Below are 15,156 nucleotides of genomic sequence, written 5' to 3' on the forward strand. Positions count from 1 at the left end.
AGCATGAGCAACGCCACCGTCTTCCGCAGGAAGATCACTCCTACCGAACGTCTGTACTTCTCCACACGCGCGGTGACACCGCCGTTCGTCATGCACATCGCCGTCCACGGCGACGGCAGCATCGACCCGGCGGCGTTGCGGCGGGCCGTCGACGTGGCTTCGGCGGCCAACCCCGGTGCACGCCTGGTCCGCGACGGTGACGACTGGGTGGACGGTGGTCTGGCCGCCGCCGTGCGCCATGTGCCGAGCTGGTCGCTGAACTACGCGGCGCTGGAGAACGACGCGGTGCTGAACAGACCCATCGGTCCGACGCCGGACCGGACCACCGAAGTGCTGCTGCTCACCGGCGAACAGACCACCATCGTGTTCCGCGCCTTCCACGGCGTGATGGACGGGATGGGCATGCGCCTGTGGGTGGACGACGTATTCCGCGCGCTGCGCGGATACCCGCCGCTCGGCGCACCCGACCCCATCGCCGACGCCGAACTCGTGGCCCGGATCGGCGCACCCGGCAAACCCACCCTGGTGCTGCCCACATTCCGGGCCCCCACCGGGCGCGGCCGCCAGAATCGAGCCGCCGTGCGCTGGCTGCTGCGCCACCGCACGATCAACGCGACCGGAAAGGGAATCGTCGCACGGGTAGCGGCGATCCTTGCCACGGAGTCGGGAGTCGAGTCGCGCTTCATGATTCCGGTCGATCTGCGCAGGCACGACCCCGCCCTGCGGTCCACCGCCAACCTGGCGCTGCCGCTGTTCCTCGACGTCCACCCGGGTGAGAGCTGGGAGACCATCAGCGGCCGGATGCGCGGTGGGCTGCGGGAACGACGTGAGCTGAACCAGCTCGACAATGGCCGCCTGTCGAAGTTCCCACCCGGCGTGATCCGCGGGGTGCTGCGGACGAGCAACTGGCTCGGCGCACGGCTGAACCGGAACATGGTGTCGGCCACCGTGTCCCACATGGGCAGGGTCGATCTGGACGAGATGACGGTGCCCGGCTGGACGCCGACCAGTGTGCGGTTGCTGCCGCAGCACAGCGGCGCGATGCCGCTGCTGTTCACCATGCTCGAAGTGGACGGCAAGCTGGAGCTGACCGTCTCCTGCCGCAATGGCTCCGGCATCGAGTCCCGGCTGGAGGCGCTGCTGGACACGATCGCCGCACGACTGGAGGCCGAGCTGGCGACGCCCGAGGTGGTCGCGCGATGACCGCCCCGATCCGCGTCGTCCTCGCCCGGCCCCGCCTTGTGCTCGCGATCGTGGCCGGAGTGATGCTGCTGGCCGGTCTGGTCGGACTCGGCGCGTCCGACAAAGTCACCGCGGCCGGATTCGTCGATCCCGGCAGCGAGTCGGCCCGAGTGGACGAGTTGGTGAGCGAGCATTTCGGCCCGCAGAATCCCGACGTGGTCGTGCGGTACACGGCACCGGAGGGACAGACGGTCGACGATATCGGCGCCCGCGTCCAAGAGACGCTGGCCCGGATCGACCCCGCCATGCTGCAACGACCGATCGAAACCTACTGGAACGCGGGGTTCGCTCGAAAGCAGTTCCTGCGGTCGGCGGACAATCGGCACGCTCTCGCGGTGGTGTACCTGGCCGGTGACGCCAACCAGCGCGTCAGCGCGTACCCGGATATCGAGCCCAAGCTCCGGGTTCCGGGTATCGCGACCGATCTGTCCGGCTACAGCGCGATCTCCACCGAGATCAACGAGCAGTCCCAGCACGATCTGCTCCGGGCCGAATCGCTCTCGCTCCCGCTGACGCTGGCGATCCTGGTCGCGGTGTTCGGCGGGTTCATCGCCGCGTCCTTCCCGGTGGTGGTCGGCGGCTTGACGGTGCTCGGCGCGATGGGCGCGATCCGCGTGCTGGCCGAGGTGACCGAGGTGAGCACGTTCGCCGTGAACGTCGCCTCGCTGCTCGGTCTGGGCATGGCCATCGACTACGGGTTGTTCCTGGTCACCCGATTCCGCGAGGAGGTCGCCGCCGGGCACGAGCTGAAAACCGCGATCACCCGCACCTACGCCACGGCCGGTCGCACGGTCGCGTTCTCGGCATTGCTGCTGATCTGCGCGTTCGCGGGCACGTTCGTCTTCCCGCAGGCGGTGCTGCGATCACTCGGCATCGGTGCGATCACGGCGGTGGGGCTGGCCGCAGCGCTCTCGCTCACCGTGCTGCCGGCGCTGCTGGCGCTGTTCGGCTCGCGCATCGGCAGCGCGCGGGCCACCGATCGCGCCGAGCGGTTCTGGGGCCGCCTGGTCGACCGCGTGCTGCGGCGGCCGGGTCTGGTGACCGTGGTCGTCGGCGCGGTTCTGCTCGTGCTCGCGGCTCCGCTGTCCGGATTGCGGCTCGGCGACATCGATCATCGCGCGCTGCCCGAGGGCAACGAGATGCGCACTGTCGTCGAGGAACTCACCGCGCAGTTCCCCGCGGCGGGTAGCGGGGTGACCGCCGTCCTGCACGGAGAGGACGGGCCACCGCAATCGGCCGCCGTCGACGCGGCCGCGGCCGCGCTCGGCAAAGCCGAGGGTGTCCGGCAGGTGGTGCAAGTGGGTCGCGCGGAGGACTTCGTGGTGTTCCACGCGTTCCTCAACAGCACCGACCGCACCGAAGAAGCGGGTGCGACCGTGCGCGGCATGCGCGCACTGACTCCCCCGGACGGCACAGACATCTGGATCGGCGGCGACACGGCGGCCACCGTGGACAGTGTGCGTTCGATCGTCGCGCGGATGCCGTGGATGATCCTCGTCATGGTGACCGCGACGATGGTCCTGCTGTTCGCGGCATTCCGCTCGATCGTGCTGCCACTCAAAGCCGTCGCCATGGCGTTCCTGAGTCTGGCTGCCACGTTCGGCGTGCTCGCCTGGATCTTCTGCGGCGGACACCTGGCCGGTGTGCTCGGCGTCAGCACCGGAACGATCACCGCGGGCATGCTGGTGCTGATCCTCGCCGTGGTCTTCGGTCTCTCCACCGACTACGAGGTATTCCTGCTCTCACGCATGGTCGAGGCACACGACGCGGGCGCCGACACCGCCGCGTCGGTACGCCTCGGCACGGTCAAGACCGCGCGCGTCATCACCGCAGCAGCCACCCTGCTGGTGATCGTCACCGGAGCGTTCACCCTGTCACCGCTCGGCCCGATGCGGTTCCTCGGCCTCGGAATGATCATCGCCCTGGTCGTGGACGCCACCCTCGTACGGATGCTCCTGGTCCCCGCACTGGTCCAGCTGATGGGCCCGGCGAACTGGTGGTCGCCACGCCGCCGCCGTCGCCTCGTCCCGGCCACCGTCGACCGGATCGAGGAGAAGACCCCGACCACGGCGTGATCGAGGGCTGGTGGCCGCCGGCACGGCGGCCACCAGCTCGGTGTCCGTGCGGACATGGCGGGAACCTACTCGAACCGGACCGAACTGCTCCGGCGCCTCTCCGAGCTGCGTAAACGCCTCCAGGAAAGCGGACGGCGACCCTCAACATCTCCGAAGAAGACGAGCATACGGCGGACCGAAGAAGCACTTGACGCCCGAGGAAACCGCTGAGATCGCGGCCAAGTGCGAGGCTGGCGCATCCATGGTGAAGCGGAAGGCCAAGGACCACACGGCCAAAGCACGCGATAGTGAGGGGTCTCCGAGACGCGGGCGTGACGATCCGGCGATGGGGCAGACATGTATTGCCAGCGACCGCCTGAACAGTGACCACAATCTCATGCCACAGCGAGTAGCTCCCTAAACTCGGAGGTCCGAAGGCCCCCTGTAACTCAGCTCAACAACATTCGTCGCGGAGGTGCCGGTGACAGTGAGCAAGCCGAGCCGACCCGGATTTAGCGTCTCCTGAAGTAGGCCAGCAGGTTGTGCGTCAGGCGTCTCGAGGAGCGTTCCGCCGTCCGGGAGTGAAACTGCGCGGTATGGAAGTCCGCTGTTCGGCTCATGGCCGTCGAGCCACGCCACCTGCGCAGATTCGACTGTGTGTACCCACGGCTCACTACGGCCTGTACCGTCCCGGTTCGTAAACGAGATCCACAGATCATGCGAAGGCAAAGTTGGCCAGTCATTGTCCTGCGCCAGCTGACGTACTTCATCAGACCGCAGCCACCCACGAAGTTCACCCATTGTCGTGAAGCGTGCCTCCGACGACGTAACCGCCGAAATCGCTCCTGACCGTGAGGAGAAGCCAGCTCGCATAAGCATCGCCGCTGACTTATTGAGAGTCCCTGCCTCAACCGCAGCTACTGCATACCCCTCGGTTGGCGTGACTACTGTCGAGAAATCATTGAGACTATCCACTGCTGACACCTGCACCCGCACAGCCTCCATTGCCCACGGCAACCGGTAGGCCAGCGAGTCTTCGATGAATTCAAGCACTTCGCCATCATCGTGAGGAGCGATTTCCGCCATAGGCTTGCCTCGCAACCAACCTTTCAAAACTTCCTGCCAGCCTATCGGGCGCTTCTGAGGCGCGAAAGGATAAATATTCAGAGCGATTGACGCGAATGAGGTGATCGCTTCGATCGCACTTTCTCCATCTCCTTCAACTATTCCCCGGTCGGCCAGGTATAAAAACTGCGTAAGCAGCGCTGAGTTTTCGGCCAGTTCGCGCCCGGTCGCAAGTCCGACACCCGCAAGAAAGAAACCGCGCCGTTGAGATGCGGTCGTGTGACTCCAGAGAAATCTTGCTCGTGCCGCCAATCCGGCCGCGAGAACCCGTTGCGCATTCTCGTGGCGATGCAACATACTCCGCGTCCACAGCGATGAGGCTAGCGCGGTATCGAGCGCCGACTCGATACTATTATCAGCACCAACATCCCCATCGCTCAACAGGCCAAATAGAGCACAATCCAGACTAGCCAACTGTGCCCGCCACTTACGTTCAGCAGCGCCGACATCTTCCTCGTTCGAGGAGGATACTTCCGGGAACTCCCAAGCCGTGTTACCACCGACGTATTCGATTAGAGTATCGATATCAACACTATCGCCCCCCAGCTTTTCTCGCATTCGAAGGAGAAGCGACTGCACCAGTCGGATGAGACCACTACGCATGTCGCGAAGCGCCCTGTCCTCGACAAGCTTCTTCCACTTCTCTCTAACATAGGGCCGAGCGTCATACATCGGATACAGCACAAGGCCAGCCGAATCGACGAACGCTCTCCCTGCGCGACCGACAATGTTACGAAACTCCGATGTTTCAATCACATTGCCGCTTCGCGAGATACTATGGAAAATCAAACTGCTAGCGGACAAATTCAACCCTTGAGCAAGGGTTGGCGAGGAAACCGTAACCTTCAAGACCCCCTGCTGCAATAGCCTTTCGATCTCTTTTCTATACGGTGACGGCAAAGAACCATGATGAATCGCGACGCCGAGCTTCAAACATTCAAGGATGGGGTGATCGCTACCGAACCACTCTTCGCCAATCGCGAGAGCCGCCTGCAAGCGCACGGAATCAGCACTGAACACACTCTCAAGTGCACCGCGCCGGTTGAGATCAACGATGCAATCCGCATAGGATTTGACCGACCTTTTTTCAGGACAGAAGATTAGGACGGTCTGACCATCCGCAACGAGCCGCCATGCCGCCGCTAGGCACAACTCCTTCTGATCTTTCGGGAATGGCTTCTTCCGCTTGCCAATCGGAGGAACGACGGCTGACAAGAACGTTGGCACAAATGGTTCCTCTCTCCCGACGGTAATGTTCAGCCGTGCATGATCTCGTTGCCAAATAATCTCGCCGTATCTCAGCGTGGTGGGTCTCCACTGACTTGAGATCAACCCGTCAGGTCGATCATTCGTTAGCCAATCCACGAAATCTCGTACCTGGTCACCATCGGGCAGGATCGCCGATAGACACACGATACGTCTGCTATCCGCATCGGAGCGACGCAGCAGTCGTTGCACTTGGACCTCGTATCGAACCTCACGCTCGTTCTCGCCGATCATGTGCCCCTCATCCAGCACAACGAGCCCGACGTCATCGAGTAGAGACGGATCATTGCGGAGCGCAAAGTCGAGTTTTTCCGGCGTGGCTACCACGATGTCACGGCCAGCGAGAATGTCCTGATCGACTTCACTGACTCCGGTTGTTCCGTAGAGGGAGGACACGGTACGCCCGAGTGGTACGAATGTGCGTTCCAGTGCCACTTCGGTCTGTGCCGAGAGAGCCCGAAGCGGAGTCACAAACACAACTCGCTTTCCCTCCGCAAGGGTAGCGAGGATGCAAATTTCTGCGATGCGTGTCTTCCCTGCGCTTGTCGGTAGCGAAAGAACAAGGCTCTCTTGCGTGTTCAGTACACGGGCCGCCGCTTCCAACTGAGACGGCCACAGGTCAATTTCTGACCGCCGGCGCCGGAACAACGACGCGATGAACATTGCGCGCAGCGACTGCCACCCGGTTCCTGCACCATCCAGCGGCCCGACTGGGAGCACAGTGTGGAAGCTAGCCCGCCAGAGACCGCCGAGCAGGTGAATAGCAAGGCGATGACACCACCACTGGCGTACGAGATTCAAATCGCCAGCTGCGTTAAGCCCAGTTTGCAATCGACTGACGGCCTCATCAAGAAGTTCGGCCTCACCTCGCTCAAAAGCAAGCATCGCCACGCTCATTGCCCCGACGAATGCGTCCGTCAGCGCCATATCTACGACATCGATGACATCAGGAGCACGTTCATCCGGCGCGCCGCTGGTAGTCTCGGGCTCGAATACGTTCTGCAGCATCGAAAGGAGTCCTCCATCGGAGGCAGACTCAGTCCGACTACTTGTTATCAACGCCGAAAGCGTGTCGAGATCTCTCAGCATGAGAAGGACAAGACATTGTTCACCAAGAGTGATATCCGCCCGATCATGCGAGGAACTCAAAAGAGAGTAGGCCCGAGCAGAAAACAAGCCGAGGTGGTACGCGGCAGCAGCAACGACCCGATGAAATCCGCGGTCGTCATCGTGCGCCCCCCTCGCGATGACTGCCTCAATAGCGATAGCCGCATTTTCGAAGGCCTGCTGACCCAGCCCGCGATCACCATCCGCCTCAAGAAGCCGAATTCCATTACCAAGCAACGCATAGCCGTAGGACAGCAAATCGTAGCTAAGAAGAGGGTCCACCGCTGGCGCATTGGCCGGCAATTCACCATCACGCCAGATCATCCCTCTGGCCTCACCGCGAGCAAGAAGTCTTCTGCGGAAACCCGGTGAAATCGCCTCGCGGATTACCGACTCAATTGTGGAGGCATCTTCAGGCATCGGCGATGACCTTCGCATAGACGTCAGCTATGAACTGCTGATGATTTGGAACTTGAAGCCCTACTGCATAACGCCGAACACCTTCATCATAGGCCTTGGTATTGTTTCGCAGGGCGGCCCGAGGGTCGTTTTCAGTGAAGGTAAATAGCAGCTGCACAACCTGATCCTCGCCGATTCCGTGGGCGAGTAGAGCAGCGTCTATCAACCTCGCCAGATCGTCTTCACCTTGGTCGTAAAGCCGATCCGCGACGAACTCCAAAGCGTGAGGAGATGGCCGACCGTCATCACCTCGCAGTGCCTCGTCTGCCTCCGCAACTGTTGTGGAAGATAGCCGCAACCGGCTCTTGATCTCCCCCTTTAGGAATTCAATCGTTCCAGATATGGGCGTACGAATCCCGACGATGTCATCCCCCCGCATAGCCATGTTTGGGTGATCCTTCCACCGAAAGCGCGCGATCGCTCGATATCCAAGCTCCTGTTCGGCGTACTGCACCCCGAGGATCTCCCCCACGTCGCCGGATCGAGCCTTCATATCTGTTGGCAGCTTGTTTCTGAGGTACTTCGCGGCAGCTGGTCTACCCAAAGTCTCCAGGATCCCCGCGATCCGACTCGGCGAAGCATACCGTTCTGGTAGGACTCCAGCCGCCCATACGATGCCCGTCGCTGCACCGCTGGCCGACGCGGCCATGTGGACTACCCGATGCTCCCCGACCGCCTCATGGACCGGTGGCGCCCACGAACCGATAGCAACCATGCCGTGATCCTCCCAGAAGGCTCGCTACGGCAATCATCCAGGCTCCCACTAGGCCACGGCGGATCTGGCCACTGAAGTTACTCTGCCGTAAGGAATTTCACGCGAGCCAAGGCCGCACGAAGCACGGGTTTAAGGGCGATGCCCGCATCGTCGTATCGGAAGTGCCCAGCCTGCTCCCTTTGCGACGGCCAGCCTGGACTGCCGGCCACGCTGACTCCAGTTCAAACAGCCATTTGCCTATCTGCGCGCTATGACCGGAACCAGCCGGAACTTCCATCGTGTGATCATCGGTGCGATCCAGCCGCTAGAAAGCACCCGACGCAAAAGGTGGCCTCACCCTTGCCGTTGCCCCAAAGGACCTCAGCTCAAGTAGGACCACCCTCGTGGACATGGCGGGAACTTACTCGAACCGGACCGATCTACTCGAAGAGTTCGCTGAGCTGCACCAACGCATCGATCAAATCGGACCGCGCAGAGTACGGCCGTCGCAGTCACATCGTCAGGCGGTCGCAAGAAGCATCTGACGCCGGAGGAAGCAGCCGAGATTGTCACCAAGTACGAAGCCGGAAACTCAATGGCTCAGCTAAAGGTGGAGCATCACATGGCCAAGCGGACGATGGCGAAGGTGCTTCGGGAGGCGGGGGTGGAGATCAGGCCAAGAGGCCTACAGCGGAGGTCTTTAAATCGGGGGCGATCAGTTTGATGGCTATGAACGTATTAGTAGTATGCAGGAAAGTGTCCATTGAAAAGCTGATCCCAATAGTAGAAGGCTGTCCGGTTATCTCCCTTCTTATTTGCCTCAAGAGCATTCCTTGCTCTGGTGGCGGCCGTCTGCAATTTCGACAGAGCCTCGGTCCTTTTCGCATCGCTTGAGCATGGTTCAATGCGACCTGTCGACCCGGTCGGATCGTTCATCGCCGCCAGGCCGCCATCGCTCAACTCTTCCAAGAAGAAGGCAAGATCGTACGCATACACGACCGTCGTCTGTCCAGAGATATACTTGGCTGCTCTCATCTCTAAGTAAAATGAGGAAATCGGTACGTCGCGGTAATACTTCCAAGCCTTGATGAGACGCGCGAAGGATTTCGCGTACCCTTCCCCAGGCTTGGCGTTGCAGCTATTGACGTACTTGAGGTGCGACTCTGGCGTCGATTCGAGCCACTCGGTAGTGACTCCCGGGATGAGAAACTTCATCTCTCCTTCCCGGACATTCCCCTGAGCATAAGCCGGGATAACCTCACATGTTTCGTAGCCTGAGCCAAAGTTTACGACGACTGCCGGTCTGCGTACTTGGATTACCGTGTTCGGATACCGCTCTTTAAGCGTGTCTCTCACCGAGGTCAAAATACTAGAGGAATAGGCCGGTCGATCGGTCTTCAATGACACAAAGTAGTCGACGTCGCTGTAGCCCGATACTCCGGTCCCGTGGCTGAACGATCCCGACTCGAACATGCGATACAGTCCGTAAGCTGAGTTAAGTTTCGAGTACAATGAGCTACGGTGTGATGCCGCCGCAGCTCTATTGGCATCAGTCGGTACAAGCCAACTGAGAAAATTTTCGAAGGCCTCTGTCGAATCAGTCGCCATTCTTCCCCTCCTCCTCATCGATTGCATAGGTTTGGCCACCGCCAGATATGTTGCGACCGGCTCGCCGGTACGCGAACCGGGATGGAATATCTGCGGTCTTATTGATCTCGTCTCGTCGTGCAGTCAGCTCAGCCAGTTGTGCACGCGCTTCATCGAAGAGCAGCACGGGCAAGTCGATTTCGCGGCGCTGCCGTGCCGCTGTTTGCACCTCAAGGTAGGCGTTGGCCGCACTGTGGGCTTGCTGAGTTCGACGATTGCCGTTCAGAAGCGTTACAAGAGCACTGAGGCCGGCTGATCCAAGCGCGAGATAGGCGGCGACGATGCGGTTGGCGGCATCGGCGAGACCAGTTGCACCCGAAACCGCCGCCAGAAGAGCTGCGGGAATTCCCACAAGTAGATTAATACTCCGCCATAACTTTGCTTGTTCAAACTGCCCCTGCGCACTGTACATTGCGCTTTCTTCCAGCCTGTCAAGCTCTTGCTTTATGGCTTCCTTCGAACGCAGATCCTCTGATTCGCTCATTCAACCGCAACCTCGTACGAATGGTTTCGATACATCCTCTTCCCCCCAAATAATTGTTTCATGAAAGATCGGGAAACCTTACCGCGTGACTCAATAATCTGTTGCTGTATGGTTCCGAGCGCATGCATTTTTGCGACGACGGAGTACAATTCCCCTTCTATGACACCCTAGGCGGTACACCACCTCAAATTTTGATCCTTTTCATCGCGTCCGATTTCTCGCGACAAATGGTCCTCAAGCGTTTCAATAGAAAGCTCGTCAGTGAAGGGTGTCCTTTTGAGCCTATGTCAACCGTATAAATTCCTCCGCTTTCATGTCTTTAGTTAATAACTCACTAAGGAAAGTGTCAACCGTAAGAACTTCAGACTGGTCCGCGCCTCGATACGGGGCACGCCTGTCACATAGATGGGACCTATTCCAAGGCGCGCCAGCCCCACCACGGCCGGTTGCCCGCTTGGCCGCGAATGCAAGCCAACCGGTGACCCGCCTGTTCTCGCCACCTCGGGTCAATCGTCGCGACCTGCACCGCCATCGTGGTCATGCGGAACTCCCGGATGTCCCGCAGGAGCTCGAAGCCCTCCCACGCTGTGACGTCATACCCATAGACATCGCAGAATTCGCCGTACTGTTTCGCGCTGATCCAGCCGAACGACGTCCACTTGATCGCCGTGTGCACCAAGTCCCACTCGGGCGGTCCTACCGACGTTCGTTCCAGATCGAGCACGATGACTCGGCCGTCGTCGGTGGCCACGACGTTGCCCACCCAGGCGTCGCCGTGGATGACGCACCACGGCAAGCCCGTTGGCAGCCTCTCCCATCGCTGCCGTAGGTCCGCTAGGTGCTCGCGCATCCACCGTTGATCGTCGTCGGGCAGAAAGTTCGCGTTGTCGATCCGCTCATCCAGGCGCACGAACGGTGCGAGCTTGCCGAGGTCGAACGAGGCTGGCGGCGCCAAGGCGTGAAGCTGCTTCAACGCTCCGGCCAGCTGCGCAGGCGTGCCGTGATGGTGGGGTGGCAGCTCCCGCCAGAACGTCACCGACCGCCCCTCGACATCAACTGGCTGTTGAATGCAGGGAACGACCTGTACGGCGTCGATGCCGGAAGTCTCCAACCACTGCGCCACCAGAACTTCCCGTAGTGCCGCAGTTCGTTGTCCCAGTTGGCTGATCCGCACCACGGTGCCACCGGGCAGCCGGTAGATTGCGTTCTCGCCCAAGCGGAGGAGTTCGGCGTCGGCCGGATCGACTCCGGCCGTCAGGCAGGCAGCTCGGAGGATCGCGGACAGCTCGGCGCCGGATGCGTCGCTCATACCCCCGCCACGACAGCGTCGATCCGTGTCCGCAGTTCATCAGCTTCGGTGACATCTCGGTGCTGCTTGGCGAAGCCTGTCAGCTCGCGTAGATCATCCGCGGCCCGCCGCGAGCGGATATGACCAGCATCGACCAGAGCGGCCATACCGAAGGCGGCAGCTTCCTGGGGATCGCCGGTGGCCATCGTGAGCGACGCCAGCTTGATGCCGGAAATGGCGCGAGACCGCACGTAGGTATCGGTGTGGCCGTCAACGGCAGCCTGAAGGCGCTGCTTGGCTTCGGTGGCGAACCGCCCCTGTACGGCGAGGTCGAACAGGGCATGTCCGGTGTCGCCGGAATGTTGCGCAGCGTCGTAGTACGACATCCACGGCGGATCATCCTCCGGCGACGCGTCGGAAAACGCCTCGTCCGCCTGCCCTACCGCCCACATGGCTTCTTCGACGCGGTGAAGCTTGGCCAGCGCCCGTGCCCTGGCGGACTGCAACATGGCGCGTTCGGTGGCGGTCAGCCGATCTGAGCGCACCATTGCGAGTTCGATATAGGTCAAGCCGTCGTCGGGATTGCCACACCAGATGGCCTGTCGCGCCATCGAAGACAGCACTTTGCCCCTGAGGTGCCAGTCGCCAGCCTCTTCGGCACAGGTCCACGCCAGCCGGAACATGCTGCGGGCATCGGCATGGGCGTACGCGTCGAAGGCCATGAAGCCCGCCGTGTGGCCGAGGAACCCGACCGCACTCTGAAGTTCGGCCCGATGCTTTTCCGAGCAGTGGGCATTGAGCAGGCTGACGGCGTAACGGAGTTGCGCGCCAACGGCTTCGCGCACCAGCCCGCCCCCGTAGGCGTGATCCCATGTGCTGAACTCGTGGGCGGTGCGGCGGATCTGTTCAATCTCCGTCGCGCCCACTGTCGAGGGCACGGGCGTGGGCTGGATTGTGTTCAAGAGGCCGATCAGGGGCGCGGCGGCACCTGTCACCGTGACACCAAGCGCGGCGCGGAGGAAATCTTGGCGCTTCACGTCATCGAGCGTAGCGGCGGACGCGCCGGGCAGCTTGAACCACAACAGATCACCGGGGATGCCGAGCACCTGCGCCCAGCGGATGAGCTTCGACAGGTATTCGGGCGCCGGACCTTTCTCTAGGCGGCTGAGCTGGGCTTGCGTCAACCCGAGCCAACCGGCGACGAGTTCTTGCGGCAAGGTCCGGCCGTGGTACGGATGCGTCCGATACGCCGCGATAACCCGCCCCATGTGCCACGTAGCGAGCGCGTCGCGCATCTGATCGGTTTGCCAGAACCCAAACGGCACCTGCGGCGGGTGCGCCATCTCCTCGCGGAAACTGGCCTCGCAGGGGCTACAGTACGGCTGCCCGTTGTAGCTGTTCAGCCGGTTGCCGCAGCGCGTGCAGTACCGCTGCGGTTTCGGTGCCCGCGTCATCATTTGCCCCTGGGTGTGATCGGGTCGAACGCCGTTTTCCCTGGTCGGGCGGACATTACCACCGGATGCCGGTGGCGACTATACGTTCGATGCATATCGCAAAACCGCAGGTCAACCGGTGTTGTACGTTCGACGGCATTCGTACCAAACCTGACACGCCCATGTCCCAAAGGCATAGTGCCGGGCGGGAATTCGGCATATCAATGGAGTGTCCCGGTGCGCGACGGTAGGTCCTGGTATCCGGCACCAAGCCGACGCCTCACTCTTCCGGGCGCACCGGTCCCAGTGCCGGGGCTGGTGGCGAAAGCCCTTGGTGCCGGGTACCTCCATCACTTGGCGCTACCTCCGGAGGTACGGATGCCGTACGGCACGCTCGCTATCCACCAACTCGCTGCCATCACCCAGCAGGAATCCCACCTGGCGCCTGACACACCTTTCACTGTCGGGCAGGCCCACAGCGTCATGCAGTTCCATGTGGCCTGCCGGGCGAAATACTGCCCGCGTAAGGCTGCGGCGCTTCAAGCTCTAACAGATGCGGGAAGGGTCGTTCCCTCGACGAGCAGGCCTCGGTGAGCATCGCCATGATGAACGAGCTACCGCTGTTCCCGAACGCCGAACACCTCCAGCGCGCCTTCCGGGGTGACGTGGTGGCATCGCCGTTGGTAGAGCTGACCGATGCAGCCTCCGCCATGATCCCAGTGCACCACCAACGCCGCGCAGCCTTGCAGCAGATGAATGCGCCAGATGCACTGTCCACCAACGCGCTTTGTCAGGCAGTCAAGGAGTTCACCACCTCCGAAGCCCAGCTGACGACACTGGCGACCGCGATTGACCAGAGCGTGGTCAAGGTGCTCCGAAGCCGCCGACACGTCGCCGGGGTCTGGCACACCGAAACCGTTGGATTGGTTGTCTGCCGCCTCGCGGAGCTGTGGTTGAACTACCTCGCTAGCCAAACCCACGAAGACGCCTACTGGGTAGCCCGGATCAGCGATGCCTACAACTGCCTGGTTGCCGAGCTGACGACGGGGCGGCGACTGCCGCCGGACATGTGAGCAGGTGCCGCGATGCCAGAACCTTTGGAGCAGAAGACATTTGTACAGGCGGACGGCATGCTGGCGGAGTTCATGTGCCAGGTGCACCTGCTGGAGCTGACCCCGGAACGCGCCGAGGAGCTGCGATACATCCATCGGTTCCATCGCCCGGACGAGTGCATCGTGCACCTACAAGCGGCCTACCTGCTACTGATCGAGAATGCTGCTGAGTGATGGCGTCGGTTGTCTGGATTCTGTGGCGAAGCTCGGTGATCTTCACGGCGGTGCTGAGCTATCGGGTTGGGGCTTACTGGAGTTCGACGGACACTCCGGGTCGGCACCGGGCGGGGAGGGTGCCGAGTGCGACCCGTGGGAGGAACTGGTGGACGAGGAAAACGAGCCAGAAGGAACGAGCAACTCATCGCCGACCGCAGCCGGTCTACCCGCTGGTGGAGCGACGAGGACGATACCGAGGGACTTCCACGGGTACAGGACATCCGGCCTTTGACGCGGCCCACGCCGATTAGGCGTCCTCCGTGGGTCGAAGGAAATTCGCTGTGACTTCGGAGATCAGACGAAGCTGCCTTCCTGCTCGCAATGGTTTGCAGCGCCAGATTTATTTCGTAGTGGTCGACGAGGACCTGCCGCTGGTCGACCGCTACATCGAAGCAATCCGGAAAGTCATCACACACCACACCGAACTGAAGGGATAAGGATTGATGATCGAGACCACACTCTTGCAGAAGCTGACCAGTGCGGCCGACCGCGACGGCGTGCAGCAACTCGTCGTCGGAGCCGTCGTCCAACACGGCGCCGACATACTGCTGCTGCAACGGCCTGCCGACGACTTCCTGGGCGGCATCTGGGAACTGCCCAGCGGCAAAGTTGATCCCGGCGAGCCGCTCGACCAAGCGCTGATCCGAGAGGTCAAGGAAGAGACCGGGCTCGACGTCGCCGCTGTTCGCGACTACCTCGGCGAATTCGACTACCAATCCGGCAGTGGCAAGAAGAGCCGCCAGTTCAACTTCACCGTCGACGTGACCAGCTCCGAGCCAGTGAAGCTGACCGAGCACGACGCCTACACCTGGACCAGCCTGGCTGAAGAACCCCCAGTCACGGACGCGGTGAAAGAAGTCCTGCGCCGGTACCGGGATTCATAGGAGAAACTCACCGCGCAGTTTCCCGCGGGCGGGCAGCGGGGTGACCGCCGCGCTGCACGGAGTGGACGGGCATGTCGGCATGACCGGCCGAACACTCGAACGCCCCCGGATGAATTGGGGCGGCGTTCTCTGCTCAGTGAACTGG

General features: G+C 61.7%; 12 protein-coding genes. 6 read left to right on the plus strand and 6 right to left on the minus strand.

Annotation, left to right across the window (positions count from 1 at the left end; translation table 11 throughout):
• Window positions 1-3 precede the first annotated feature (3 nt).
• Together ON34_RS15000 and ON34_RS15005 are read left to right on the plus strand one after the other, a co-directional pair.
• Window positions 4-1,203, plus strand: coding sequence for an ATP-dependent DNA helicase RecG (locus ON34_RS15000; protein ID WP_040779825.1), 1,200 nt, complete (start codon window positions 4-6; stop codon window positions 1,201-1,203).
• Window positions 1,200-3,317 carry an MMPL family transporter gene (locus ON34_RS15005; protein ID WP_040779826.1) on the plus strand — a complete coding sequence of 706 codons (2,118 nt, stop codon included), beginning with the start codon at window positions 1,200-1,202 and terminating at the stop codon, window positions 3,315-3,317. Before ON34_RS15000 ends, ON34_RS15005 begins: the two co-directional genes overlap by 4 nt.
• 396 nt (window positions 3,318-3,713) lie before the next feature.
• Here ON34_RS15005 and ON34_RS34635 read toward each other — a convergent pair whose 3' ends face one another.
• From ON34_RS34635 to ON34_RS15040, 6 genes are all read right to left on the minus strand, one after another.
• Window positions 3,714-7,214 carry a DEAD/DEAH box helicase gene (locus ON34_RS34635; RefSeq protein ID WP_083889461.1) on the minus strand — a complete coding sequence of 1,167 codons (3,501 nt, stop codon included), beginning with the start codon at window positions 7,212-7,214 and terminating at the stop codon, window positions 3,714-3,716.
• Complete coding sequence (locus ON34_RS15020) at window positions 7,207-7,968, minus strand: Hachiman antiphage defense system protein HamA (protein ID WP_083889463.1); 762 nt, start codon at window positions 7,966-7,968, stop codon at window positions 7,207-7,209. Before ON34_RS15020 ends, ON34_RS34635 begins: the two co-directional genes overlap by 8 nt.
• Window positions 7,969-8,685: 717 nt before the next feature.
• A complete protein-coding gene (locus ON34_RS15025) occupies window positions 8,686-9,582 on the minus strand; it encodes a nucleotidyltransferase domain-containing protein (RefSeq protein ID WP_306303645.1) in 897 nt (298 codons plus the stop codon).
• Window positions 9,545-10,078 carry an SLATT domain-containing protein gene (locus tag ON34_RS34640; protein ID WP_083889465.1) on the minus strand — a complete coding sequence of 178 codons (534 nt, stop codon included), beginning with the start codon at window positions 10,076-10,078 and terminating at the stop codon, window positions 9,545-9,547. The genes ON34_RS15025 and ON34_RS34640 overlap by 38 nt, the downstream gene beginning before the upstream one ends.
• Window positions 10,079-10,490: 412 nt before the next feature.
• Window positions 10,491-11,387, minus strand: coding sequence for a phosphotransferase family protein (locus tag ON34_RS15035; protein WP_040779832.1), 897 nt, complete (start codon window positions 11,385-11,387; stop codon window positions 10,491-10,493).
• Complete coding sequence (locus tag ON34_RS15040; RefSeq protein WP_245548040.1) at window positions 11,384-12,823, minus strand: helix-turn-helix domain-containing protein; 1,440 nt, start codon at window positions 12,821-12,823, stop codon at window positions 11,384-11,386. The genes ON34_RS15035 and ON34_RS15040 overlap by 4 nt, the downstream gene beginning before the upstream one ends.
• A gap of 566 nt (window positions 12,824-13,389) precedes the next feature.
• Between ON34_RS15040 and ON34_RS15045 the strand changes: the two genes are divergently transcribed.
• The 4 genes from ON34_RS15045 to ON34_RS15055 all read left to right on the plus strand — a co-directional run bounded on the left by ON34_RS15045 (window position 13,390) and on the right by ON34_RS15055 (window position 15,011).
• Window positions 13,390-13,872, plus strand: a complete 483-nt coding sequence (locus ON34_RS15045; protein ID WP_040779834.1) for a hypothetical protein — start codon at window positions 13,390-13,392, stop codon at window positions 13,870-13,872.
• Window positions 13,873-13,884: 12 nt separating this feature from the next.
• Entirely contained in the window at window positions 13,885-14,085 is a 201-nt protein-coding gene (locus tag ON34_RS15050; protein ID WP_040779835.1) for a hypothetical protein, read from the plus strand.
• 323 nt (window positions 14,086-14,408) lie between these two features.
• On the plus strand, window positions 14,409-14,564 hold the full coding sequence (locus tag ON34_RS36085) for a hypothetical protein (RefSeq protein ID WP_157172309.1): 156 nt from the start codon (window positions 14,409-14,411) through the stop codon (window positions 14,562-14,564).
• A gap of 6 nt (window positions 14,565-14,570) precedes the next feature.
• Complete coding sequence (locus tag ON34_RS15055) at window positions 14,571-15,011, plus strand: NUDIX hydrolase (protein WP_040779837.1); 441 nt, start codon at window positions 14,571-14,573, stop codon at window positions 15,009-15,011.
• Window positions 15,012-15,156 lie beyond the last annotated feature (145 nt).

It is taken from the genome of Nocardia pneumoniae NBRC 100136, from assembly GCF_000308755.1.
GTDB lineage: Bacteria > Actinomycetota > Actinomycetes > Mycobacteriales > Mycobacteriaceae > Nocardia > Nocardia pneumoniae.